This is a genomic window from Butyrivibrio sp. M55, from assembly GCF_900116865.1.
Lineage (GTDB): Bacteria > Bacillota > Clostridia > Lachnospirales > Lachnospiraceae > Butyrivibrio.
Genome location: NZ_FPCD01000019.1, coordinates 28,759 through 41,100, shown reverse-complemented (window position 1 = coordinate 41,100; position 12,342 = coordinate 28,759). Strand labels below are relative to the sequence as shown.

Sequence of the window (12,342 nt, the reverse complement as noted above, 5' to 3'; positions counted from 1 at the left end):
GTAATAGTATTTCTGTCATTTATGTTTCCTATTTTCTTGATATAGGCAGTTGCTTCTCACTTCTGCTCATTGTAAAACTTTATCTAAATAAGCAGTCTATGAGCAATTAAATCTCTCACAACCTCTTACATTCCTATTCCTGTGGCCTAATCATATTTATATATGAAGCCACCTCAGATGCGCTTGAATTCACAGTCTTCCTCGACCATGCTACGGCTCCGCACTTGGCACAGCCGTAGTGCCGATAGTTCCTTGTAAACTTGCTGTCGCGCTTGCGATAGATTGTGGCGCCGCAACCTCTGCAGGTGAACACGTACTTTACCGCCATTTCTGAAACTTTATGATTCTCAACGCCTTTCTCACAGCCTTCGGTCACTCGTTTTATATTATAACCATAAGCACGATTCATAAGTTCGGCATACTGCTTCCATCTTCCCGTATGCCGCATGCAACCTTTGCAGGTATGAAGAAGCTCATGAATGATTGTTTCCTTGCAGGCTTTTTCCGAAATCCTGTCATCAACGAGCAAGCACTCTGCAATTTCTATCTCATAACTTCCGTCCCTCTTTAACCTGCACAATCCCCAGCGAGTCTTAGCTCTTCTGTTTACAGACCACAAGGCAATCTTGCCAAGCTCTATACCAAGGCAAGTAACCTCTTGAATGCATTGTTCCCTTAAATAATCAAAATCTTTCATAATCAAAAATACCAATAACCGTTAAATAAAATAGCCTGAATTATTCATGACAACTTAATCTTGAAAAAATACCCTATATGACTTTTCTTATTTATTTCATTCAAAAAGGTCATGCTTTTCTCTTTCTCACCAAGGATTCTTCCCGAATTCATATGACTTTTTTAGCTTCTTCCCTCAAAAAAAGTCATATATTTCTCTTTCTCATCAGAGATTATTCCCGAATTCATATGACCTTTTTAGCTTCTTCCTTCAAAAAAAGTCATATATTTCTCTTTCTCACCAAGGATTCTTCCTAAATTCATATGACTTTTTTAGCTTCTCCCATCAAAAAAGTCATATCCTTCTTTTTCTTGCCACCAATTATCCTCCGCTTTCGCCCAAAGGCCCTCAATCTCGCAACGAGTTCCCTATCTAATTACCTCTTACCACCTCGTCCCCCCGTGCACCTCTCCTACATCACTCCTTATCCTCATACTTAGAAACCATATCGAGGATTTCCTGGGCGTACTCGGGGTACTGGCGTGCCATGTCTTCGACTTCGTTCTTGGCGTTGCCGGCGACGATGTCCCTGTTGTATTCCATGCGCTTTCTAAGTGACTGGCGGCGCACGTTGAGGCTGTGTCTTATCTCGACCTCTTCATTGTGGCTAAGAAGCGCCTCGGCCTGGTGAATCCAGATCTCGGGGTCACGCACCCTGAAATGCCTCAGCATGTAGATAAGATCCTTCTGATTTGAATCAAGGAGCCTTCTCGCATCATCGATTTTCTCGCGTTCCTTGCGCTCCCTAAGGTACTTGTTGTAGAGCTCCGTAAGTTCCGTTGAGCTCATAACCCTGTATTTCATGCGAAGATAATCAAGAAGATTTGTGTTGTTTACGTATCTGACCTTAACCTGATTCTGCAGCATGATAAGCCTTGATATAGACTTCTTAACGTTCTTTAGCTCAACCTGTGCGTTGGTACTCTGCACATAGAGCACGGTTATCGCAATCGCCGCAAGAAGAATAAGCATCATATAGCCGTAGATAACATTAAGCTTTAACGCAAATTGGAGTATCAAAAGAAAAACTATCATGACCACGAGAACAACTCCCACAGTCACAGTCAGTTTTTTCGAGTTTTCAATTGTTTCGTTCAGATCGTCTTCTCTGAAAACGTATGCTTCATGCTCAGAATCAAGACGCTTAAGATCGTTCTTTATCTTCTTCTGGAAAGTCTCGGCGTCGAGAAGTTTTTCGGCAGCTTCCTTGGCATTGTCCTTGAGTCTGTCCATTCGTTCAAACTCTTCATCCGTCATTCTGCTCTTTCTCTTGTCAAACTTCTCCTGAAATTCCCTTGCTTCGACAATCTTCCTTGCACAGTCATCAATCTCTTTTCTCTGCTCGGGAGGAAGAGCGTTGATCTCCTCCATATCCCTTAAATGACTTGTGACATCGTTGTACTCAAACTCAAGAGAGTCAAGCTCCCTCGCCGCTTCCTCCATCTGCTGAAGGCAGCTTCCTATATATTCCCTTCGCTGAACCGGATCGTTCATATCGAGGTCTTTTCTCGTATAAACTATATCGCTCCAGTTCTCAAGCTCAGCCTGCTGCTTTTTCCACTCATCATCCACGGACTTACGAAAAATCTTGTCCAGAAAACCCATATCTTACTCCCATTGCCATGTTTGGCAAACAACTTATCCATACCAAGATCGTACACACAATCCATACACTGTCCGAAATTTCTTATCTCCTCGAGCCTACGGTCTTCTCCTTAACCGTCTCTCTGTACTTCGCCTTTATGCTCTCAGTGAGCTCCCCAATCTTCTCATAATACTCGTGCATCTTCCCCTCTGCCTTATATACGCCGAGCGTTCCGATCACGTGGTTGTCATCACTTGCGGCATAAAGATCCGAATATTCATCCATCTTCTTCTCAAGCTCCAAAGAAGCCTCGTAAGCCTGCTTATCCTCAGCAACAAACTTCACGTACTCTTCATCCGTCATTTTCATACGAAGCGCCGCAAGGTACTGCATATAAGACTCTTCATTCTTACCGTCTTCATAAGCCTTCATAAACAGCTCCGCTGCTCTGTCGAAAAGAAAAAGTCTCGCATACATCACACCTTCGTTGTGCTCGATCCTTGCCCTGATGCTAAGATCGATGTCCGGCGTATTCTCAAGCAAAAACTCATATTCCTTAAACGCCATGCTGTATTTCTCGCTCCGCATAAGGAAATCCGCTCTCGCAAGCTTCTTGCTGTAAATATCCATACCCGCGTTTTCACGAAGTATGCTCTCCGTCCGCTCAATCTCCTTGCGCGTGTTATATCCGACATAATCAAGGATCGTTCCCGCAAGAGCCGCAACAGAACACTTTTTTGAAGCCATACCCTTGAGCTCGTCGGCAAGTTTCACCAGCGAGCACTCTTTTTCAATCCATTCAAAAAGATCGTCTCCAAAGCTCTCTTCATCGAGCAAAAAGGCGTTCTGAACGATGCAATAGCACAGCTCTTCTATACAGAAGACATTTCTGCCTATCTTTTCCATATGAAACGGCGTTTGCGCGTATGTTCCTATGCACAATATCGGTTTATTCATATCTGCTGCCCACTTTCATTAAAGTTCTATGATCTGTTCCCATGATTTGCCGGATGAAGGGAAAAGCTCTCCAAATCCCATATCAAGCACCCTCACGTTCACTTCGCTGACAGAATTCATATTCATGAGAATCTTCAGCCTTGTGGTTCCGGGCGGTCTCTTCTCAAGCCCGTCAAGATACAGCTGCACCATCTTGGGCATCTTGCCCGTAAGCGGCGTCACCTGGATATTAAGAATACCGCTCTGATCCATGATAATATCCATTCCCGTCTCAGCTTCGTACCAGTTTATTCCCGCATCAAGAAGTGCACAGTACACTTCAGTTCCGCATTTTAAAAGATTTATTCCAAGATTCGACTTAAGCTTATCTTCGCCAAGGAATACGAACTTTAGTGGCTTTGTGGGTTTAATCCTCTCTCTGGCCGCTATGCTCGCGCCCTTACTGAACATGTTGTTTCCCTGAAAGACTCTTCTGGTCCTGCACAAAAACTCCAAAGATCTCTTTTGCCACTTTTCCCTGAATCCGTCGCCCAAAAGAAATACCGTAGAAATTATCTTCTCACTGCACACCTTCTGCATAACAGTCAGAAACTCATCGTCAAGCCTCTCGCACATCTTGTGATAAGCCGCGCCCTCCTTAGGGAAGCCCTCTGCGGAAAACTTAAGGTCGTCATATGTACTCTCATCAATCGTCGCTACAACAGGCGTCGTGTTATGATTGAGATTCATCTCGTACACACGCAGAGTCTCCATATCAAAATCACAGGCAACGACCGTATGATTCATGAGCTCTTCAGGTTGGTACAACATATAATTGTAGAAACTTTCCTCGTGACTCTGATAAAAAATATTCTCAGTCTTAAACTCAAGTGCCGATGTCACCGCATTGAGAACCTGGATCATCCTGTTATCAAGCGATCTCGTGGTAAACATTATCGCCTCGACATTATCAAGAGAAAGTTCCATTGATAATAGCGATAAACTTCTTTTTATGAACAGGGTCAAAAGAGCTATCGGATCGTATTCTCCGTCTCCGACAACCACGGGCTTTCCCTCTCTTGCGGCACTGACAAGGCCGTAAACCGGAATGCCGTCCTGTTCCTCTATGTGACGAACAGCCTCTTTTCCATAGAACCACTGGTTGACGTCATTTTTTTTGCAAAGAACGGTAGGAATGTTATAAAGTTCGGATCCTGCAAGCACCGATAAGGTTTCCGGCATATCCGCATCGGATGCAAGAAAGCTTATCTGTGAGACCTTCTCTCCCAGATCATATCCAAGTACAAAACGTCTTTCCTCAGAATTTCCAAAAAGCATTTTATATCTTCCTCTTACTCTTTACTGTAACTGTTTTCCTGTATCGGTCTAAAAATACCGTTGCAGACAAAGTTCTTGTTCTGATATTCCGCAAGGAGCTTGTCCACCGTATCATAGTCCTGCAGCGTCTCGCCTATCATGATATCGTTGATGAGACTGTATCTGCTGTTGCTGTCACGCTGATTCTTTGTAATATCACTCTTTTGAATGGTTCCGCTCTCTGTAAGAGCATCCTCATCAGCTTCTTTATCCTCGGTGATATAGTACTGAAGCTGTTCCCCGAAAAAGAGAACAAATGCGCAGACATATATACCCTCGTACATCTCCTGAAGTTCGATGCTGTGGTACTCATTGTCCTCTTCGCCCGCAAGCCTGTAATGAATATGGCAGTGCGTTCCGGGCTCCGTCCTGTACTCAAGCATCGTCTTATCCGCAAAGTGCGAAAGCTCAGGCACGATTTCCGAATACTCAAGATAGAACGGGAAATATATATTGTTTGCCATAAGACTCTTTATGAAAGTCTTGGCTACATCTTTGTTTACCGATTCTTCGGAGCTCTTTTCCGTAGCATAATATCTAAGGTACGCCAGTTTGCACACATCCTGGATCGGAAGCTCCTGAAGTGCCAAAGCCTCTATTCTCTCGAATACATACCTGTCGGTAACGCTTCCGTGTACAAAATAGTCATATGCTCCGAGTGACAAAAACGCCATCTCGATGTCCGCATTTGCTCCGCTTCGTACATAAGACTTGAAAATATCAATCTTTTCACCGATGTACGATCCGCTGAAAAGCATCTGAACAAGCATCCTCTCGGAAAGAGAATAAGTATCTATTCCGAAAGCCTCCGAAGCCTTCCAGATATCCCTCATCTCTTTGACCGTGCCCGTAAAGTTCTTCTCAAGATACTTAAGAAGCTGCTCGTCATACTTGCCGTTTACAAAAGCGTAGTGCGCGATCTCGATCTCTTTTGCCGAGACTCCGAGATCATCCATATCGATAAGCCTGTTGCACATCCTAAGGATCACTTTGGCGTCTATTCCGTACGTTCCGTAAGTGCCCATCCACTCAAGTGCATTGTTGCACAAACCTCCGAGGACCATAAGCTCGATGACCTCGTTTCGCTCATGCCCCGTCATGTCTATGGGATTGATTCCCACAAGATACTCCGTAAGCTGTCTCGTAAAATCATTGTCATAATAGAATCTCACAAGACTACTCTGTATCTCGTTTCTGTATTCCTTCTTTACAAATTCGGATTCCGCAAGGTCCCTGTACCTTCCGACGTTCTCCATATCTATTGTATACGCGTTTTTGCCAAGGTCGCACAGGAACAGATCAAGATTCTCCCTGCCCTTCTGGATATAAGGAATCGCATAGCCCGAAAGCTTGCCCGGAATCATCATCTTGATGTTTGAATAAGGCACGCTCACCGCATATCTGTTATCGTCATGGTCAACCAAAAGAACTGTATAATCGCTTCCGTAGAGAGGCACAAATGCACGTCCGCCGCTCATCGGATAGCGCATCTCTTTGGCACACTTATCGTAAATGACACAAACTCCGCACATCTGCTGATTGTCGGTCTTGATCTCAGATGTATAAAGAACCGAAAGCACCTTGGACGCATTCGATGCATCAACCATCTGCTTGGTCAAAAGATTCTTATACAGATAGCCAAGGTCTTTGCCCACACGTCCTTTATCAAGCTGAGCCATCAGATATTTCTCGATCTGAGGCACATATGTATCGTAAAGTTCAGGATATTCCTGCCTTCTTTCATGAATATATCTGTAAAGGATCGCATTTTTGTCATACTCAAGAGTGCTCTGATATGAGAAATACATGAGAACCATCTTGCTGATCTCGCAAGGAAGCTGTCCATCCTCTTTTACATAAATGGACATCATGTAGTACTCGTAGAGCCTTGTAATCCTAAGCTCTCTCTCAACACCCTTTTCATACCACTCAAATGCAAACTTGCCGGTCTCTCCGCCCTTTATCAAAAGAGATACGATAGCTTCAAGCACATCATCGCTGCCCTTTATCTTGTAGCAGGCCTTGAGTATTCTAAAGAGTCTCTTGTCGAAGTTTCTGACTCTTGCCGACAAATACACGATCTGATCTATAAGGTTGAGGCTTAAGATTTCTTTTTTTGCCCCATATTCAAGAACACTCAGTTCCTGACTGTCAAGTCTTGCAAGGATGGAAGGCGCTTCGTTCAAAATATTCATTCCTTCGAGGTACAGTATCGGGCTCATGCAGCCATGTGAAAGCTGCTCTCCGATCATCATCCATTTTCTCTGGCCGCTCATCACATGCTCTTCGCTCACATACTGAAGAAGCCATGCTATACGCCAGTTGTCGGGATTTCTTCTAAAGATTCCCTCAAGCCTCTCGGAGACGTCATTTATTATCCTGTCCTCTTTGCTGCAAAGAGAAGTCAGATACAGATGATAGCTGTACAGCACATCACCCGGTGCATTCTCAACATCCATGGCAACCTGATCGAGTATCCACTTACCTTCATTGACTCTGCCCGCAGTAATGTAGTACTGAGCCGTATAAAGTCTGAACTCAATATCTTTATCATCAAGAGCGTTCATCTTGGAAATAATCTTACCCGTTTCCGAAACCCACACTCTTGAAGTTATTTTTTTGCATCTGAAACTCTCGTATGTCTTAACGAGCTGAACTACGAGTTTCTTCTTCTCCTGATAAGCGGCGGAAGGATGCTTTCCGGTAAGATTTACCGACACCGTCACAGGAAGCTCTGCCTTGAAGAAGGCATTGTAAAAGACAATCTTTCCAAAATTATTGCCGCTGTGAAGCTTCTCTGTTCTAAGGCGAAGCTTGAGATGGCAACTGCTTCCGGTAAAATCATCCTCAGTAATCTCGTATTTATCAAGCATGATGAAGTCGCCTTCAATCTGTGCTTTTAATTTGCTGTATCCCCAGCCGTTCCTTGTTATGAGAATGCCGTTGTCATGCGGAAGTCCCGTATAATCAATGACAAGTTCTTTTTGATCAAGCAAAAAATTCATCGGGCGCTTCTTACTGATCGCAATAAGAAATTCCTCGACGTTCTGCTCATTGCCCGGCACATAAGAAAGTCCTCTGTAAAGACTCTCATACTGCTCGTCATTTCCCTTGAATATGGAAATAAAGTCACTTGAATAAAAGAGGTCAATCGCCTCTTCCCAGTCAGTCTTTGCAAGGTTTGCAAAATGAAACAGATTCTTGATGTCACCGAGACTTGACGCTATCTGCTCATGTCTCACAGTGACTACGAAAGGAAGAACATACTCTCCCTGATTTGATACTATTCTAAAATTTCCCTGGAGCACATCACCCTGCGATAGTCCAACGGAATTAAATCTATAAGATACTTCATAAGGAGAACCGGAAAAATTCTCTGTGAGCACCTCCATCCTTATCTCGGTGGAGCTAACTTTGCCGGTCACTAATCTTTCTTCAGGTCCGAATATGGTAAAAGAACCTTCGGAAGTCTCACCGGGACTAACCAAAAGTTCGATACGCGGAGTTGAAAAATCTAATTTCTTCTCGGCATACTCATATTTTCCCTGCAAAATTCTCTCAACTATCTCTCTCACGCCGCACCCCATAATACTTTCATACAAATAAGTATACCACGATAATGCGGCGCATTCATTGTTACAATTTGCTTAATTACCTATCGTAAATATTTTTTCAAGAAACAAAAACAGCTCTGAGGAAATCTATCCTCAGAGCCAAAAGATCAATATTATTCACTTCGAAGTGCGTCGATAGGGTTGAGCTTGGCGGCACGCCTTGCGGGGTATATGCCGAAGAACAGGCCTATTCCGGTTGAGATTGCTACGACGCCTGCTACAAGGACAGGGTTTACTACGAATCCGAATCCAACCGCCATGCAGGCAAGCTTGGCAAACAAAAGTCCTAAGATTATGCCTATGATTCCTCCGATGGAAGTAAGGATTGATGCCTCAGCAAGGAACTGCGTGAGGATTGAGGATGTCTTTGCACCCAGCGATTTCCTTATTCCGATCTCTCTTGTTCTCTCGGTAACGGATACTGTCATGATATTCATAACGCCGATTCCGCCTACAAGAAGAGAAATGCTCGCGATAAGACTTACAACCGATGTTATTACATTGAGAATGGTCTCAGATACGGCATCCATTCCCTCGGTCGATTTAACTTTGATGGCACTTTCACCTCGAAGCCCCATGACATTCTCTACTACGCTCTTTGTCTTAGCCTCGACTGCATCTTTATTGTCTTTGTACACATATACAGATGCCGAAGTAAACATGTTATTTACGTCTTTGTCACACATATCGGCAACGACCGTGTAAGGCGTATCAGGCATAAACATCGGGTCGTTTCCATACTGACCGGCATACGCCTTATCCTGCGAAGTATCTTCTCTGATACCGACTACAGTAAATTCCTTTGTCTTTTCACCGACAGTTGCTTCAAACGTCTCTCCTACAGCCTCTTCATATCCAAACAATGCAATTGCTGCCCCTTGGCTTATAACGCACACATAATTACATTCATCAACATCATCACGAGTAAAATAGCGACCGTGCACAATCTTATTTCCGGCGGTAAGCCTCTTTACATCACTTACTCCGGTAAAATACAGATCGTAATCATCTTTTTTACCCTTAGTTGTTCCGTACATGGTGACGCTCGGTCCAAAGCCGTATATGGAACTCCCCATACTGCGCTCGACGGCAGCCATATATTCAGGCGTAAAGCACTTATCGGTCTTGCTCGCATCGACAGAAACGTCAATCGTCAAAACATCCATATTTTCCAATTCTCCGTTGGCGGTAGCCTTTAGGCCGTCTCCGATAACGAGAACCGTAAGCACCGACGCTATTCCTATTATGATTCCAAGCATCGTAAGAAGCGATCTTCCCTTATTATTTCGTATGCTTGCAATCGCACTTTTTAAGTATTCTCCTGCTGTTCCCATATTTTTACACTCTCAATGCATCTATCGGTTTCATTTTTGCAGCCTTTCTTGCAGGATAAAGTCCGAAGATAAGGCCTACCATTATTGAAAACAATGCTGCTCCCACTATCGATGTTGGCGGGATAATAAGCGGCATATTGATCATCTTGCACATTACTTTCGCAAGAACAATTCCCAGTATGATTCCAAGAATTCCACCTGAAAGCGTAAGAATCGCCGCTTCAGACAAAAACTGCATGGTTATGGCTCCCGTTCTTGCACCGATGGATTTCCTTATTCCAATTTCCCTTGTTCTCTCTGTTACAGACACGAGCATGATGTTCATAATGCCGATTCCACCGACTACAAGCGATATAAACGCAACCAGAATAAGGAACTTGGACGCTCCGCCCATAATTGTATCAATTTCGCCCGTCATATCTGCCATACTGTAAGAGGAAATCGCATTTGCTCCTCTGAGTCCATGCGCATTTGTAAGTATAACCTTTGCTTCATCACATCTTTTCTGTAAGACATCCTGATCTGTGAAAAGAATGAGCTGATACCATTTGCCTATGTCATACCCGTAATCAGAGGCAAATGATGTATACGGAGCCTCAAGAGTCACGGAATAATCCATATCCTGTGTAAAGAAATTATATAACTCATTTGTGTTTTCTCTGATGCCTACAACCGTGTAAGTGGCTGATTTTCCGTTTATTGAAAGTTCAATTTCTTTTCCCAAACATTCATCGGTTCCAAAGAGCTTTTTAGCATCGTTCTGCAGCATTACACATACTCTTTGCCCCGATTCAACCTGCTGCCGGGTGAAATAACTTCCCTTGATCAGTTTATTTCCAAATGCATATTGAAGCGCTTCCGATCCGCTCTGTACAGTTGCAAGAAACGTTCCTCTCGGTCCCTTTGCCTTTCCTTCGCCGTAATCATTAGGCGATGCGCCTTTTATATCAGGTAACTCTTCCTCGAGCAAAGAAATATCATCCGGGGTAAAAAAGTCGGTAGTTTTCGATGTATCAATCATGACAATACCGTAATTACCGGCAATTCCGTTGATCTGATCTTTAACGTACTGCTTCATTCCGTTACCGAGAGCAACCACCGCAATTACGGCCGCTATGCCGATGACAATACCAAGCATTGTCATAAGCGTTCTGTAGCCGTTATGCTTCATCTGCTTTATAGCACTTTTTATGTACTCACCTAATTTACTCATTCTTTGCTTCCATAGTCGCTACTGCCATTCCGTCAGTAAGCGTATCAAGATTTGTTGTTATTACTTTGTCGTTTTCTGAAAGTCCTTCTATAATCTGAGCGTCTGTACTTGTAGAGATACCGATCTTAACTGCTTTTCTTACAGCTGTATTGTTCTCAAGTACGAATACATAATCGCCCTCTGCATCTGTTTGCACATACTCATAAGGAAGTACGATCGTATTGTCAGCCTTCTCGGCATGAATCTTGTTGTTTGCCTCTACTCCGAGGATAATCTCACTGTCAGGGTTTGTAACCTTGATCTTGGTATCTACGACAGCTACACCGTTTGCATTCTTTGTTGCAGAACCTGAGATCTGTGTAACTTCACCTGTATACTCCTTACCGTTGATTGTGATATCAACCTTCTGGCCTACAGCAATTTTGGGAAGGTCTGTCTTTGATACCTGAACACTTACCTGAACATCATCAAGGTTTGCAAGTGTTACCATCTTTGTTCCGGCTGCAACTGTAGCACCTTCAACCACTTCAACTTCTGTAACTACACCGTTAAAGTCAGCCTTTACGCCATCCTTCGCTGCCTGGATCTTAGAAATTGTATCTCCCTGAGTGAGCTGCTGTGTATCCAAAGTTGCCTTTGTTGACTGAACCTGTCCGCCATTTACCTGTGAAGCTTTTGCTGTTGAAAGATGAGACTGCTCTTCTTTAAGATTTGTTATCTGATCGTTCCAGCCCTTTATCTCAGAATCATGAGCGATCGCATAATTTACATCCGCGATTGCCTCATTCAAAGCAAGTGCAACCTGCTCGTCATTTTCTCTTCTCTCGTTATAATCAAAATCTTCTTCCGTACCGTCAAGCACACCGTCCTGGTCAAGGTCGAGCTTTGTTTTGTTAAGGTCTGAAAGAGTTTTTTCCATACGGTTTGTCTTCTCTGTGATCTTGTCATTCAAAGCATTGATCTCAGCTGTGATCGCATCGATTCTGTCATTGATCTGCTGTGCATTCATACCCTCAGCGTACTTTCTGTCAGCCGCTGCAGTTTCAGGGAAAAGAGCATTGTAGCTACCCTTAGCCTGCTTAATTGCAAGCTGTGCTGTCTTCTCTGCAAGATTGAGCTCTTTCTCGTTGTAGGTATAAAGCACATCTCCGTTCGCAACCTTGTCGCCGACCTTTACATTGAGCTTTTCAACAGGTGCCGCAACATCTGAGAAGTAGCTCTTTGACTCTGCGCTTTCAACGGTTCCCGATACAGAAAGAACGTTTTCAATGCTTCCCTTTGCAACATCAACAGTTTCAACCATCGTTACAGCATTCTTTGATGCTGTGATTCCTCTTACGACAAGGAAGATAACAAGAATCGCCACTATGCCGAGTACTATCCATTTTTTCTTTATCTTTTTCTTGGGCTTATTTGTTACTTCCAATTCATCTTCATCATACTCATCGTAGATTTCAACAGTGCTTCCCGTTGTCTCTTTGATCTCGTTTTTGTCATCCGCGATGGGGGTTGTTTTCTCTAATTCTTTATTGTCTGCCATTTTTCCA

Annotated in this window: 8 protein-coding genes; all 8 read right to left on the bottom strand. The window is 43.6% G+C overall.

The window, feature by feature from the left end; all coding sequences use genetic code 11:
- Positions 1–133: 133 nt before the first annotated feature.
- The 8 genes from BM398_RS14925 to BM398_RS14890 all read right to left on the bottom strand — a co-directional run bounded on the left by BM398_RS14925 (position 134) and on the right by BM398_RS14890 (position 12,335).
- A complete protein-coding gene (locus tag BM398_RS14925; RefSeq protein WP_092338782.1) occupies positions 134–697 on the bottom strand; it encodes a SprT-like domain-containing protein in 564 nt (187 codons plus the stop codon).
- A gap of 456 nt (positions 698–1,153) precedes the next feature.
- Complete coding sequence (locus BM398_RS14920; RefSeq protein ID WP_092338780.1) at positions 1,154–2,341, bottom strand: hypothetical protein; 1,188 nt, start codon at positions 2,339–2,341, stop codon at positions 1,154–1,156.
- Between the two features lie 82 nt (positions 2,342–2,423).
- Complete coding sequence (locus BM398_RS14915; protein WP_092338778.1) at positions 2,424–3,278, bottom strand: hypothetical protein; 855 nt, start codon at positions 3,276–3,278, stop codon at positions 2,424–2,426.
- 18 nt (positions 3,279–3,296) lie between these two features.
- Positions 3,297–4,595, bottom strand: coding sequence for a DUF5716 family protein (locus tag BM398_RS14910; RefSeq protein ID WP_092338776.1), 1,299 nt, complete (start codon positions 4,593–4,595; stop codon positions 3,297–3,299).
- Between the two features lie 14 nt (positions 4,596–4,609).
- Complete coding sequence (locus BM398_RS14905) at positions 4,610–8,209, bottom strand: DUF5717 family protein (RefSeq protein WP_139233835.1); 3,600 nt, start codon at positions 8,207–8,209, stop codon at positions 4,610–4,612.
- Positions 8,210–8,361: 152 nt separating this feature from the next.
- Positions 8,362–9,582, bottom strand: a complete 1,221-nt coding sequence (locus tag BM398_RS14900) for an ABC transporter permease (RefSeq protein WP_092338772.1) — start codon at positions 9,580–9,582, stop codon at positions 8,362–8,364.
- A 4-nt stretch (positions 9,583–9,586) separates the two neighbouring features.
- A complete protein-coding gene (locus BM398_RS14895; protein ID WP_092338770.1) occupies positions 9,587–10,795 on the bottom strand; it encodes an ABC transporter permease in 1,209 nt (402 codons plus the stop codon).
- Positions 10,788–12,335 (bottom strand): efflux RND transporter periplasmic adaptor subunit, encoded by a 1,548-nt coding sequence (locus BM398_RS14890; protein ID WP_092338768.1) that lies wholly within the window; start codon positions 12,333–12,335, stop codon positions 10,788–10,790. The genes BM398_RS14895 and BM398_RS14890 overlap by 8 nt, the downstream gene beginning before the upstream one ends.
- Positions 12,336–12,342: the final 7 nt, after the last annotated feature.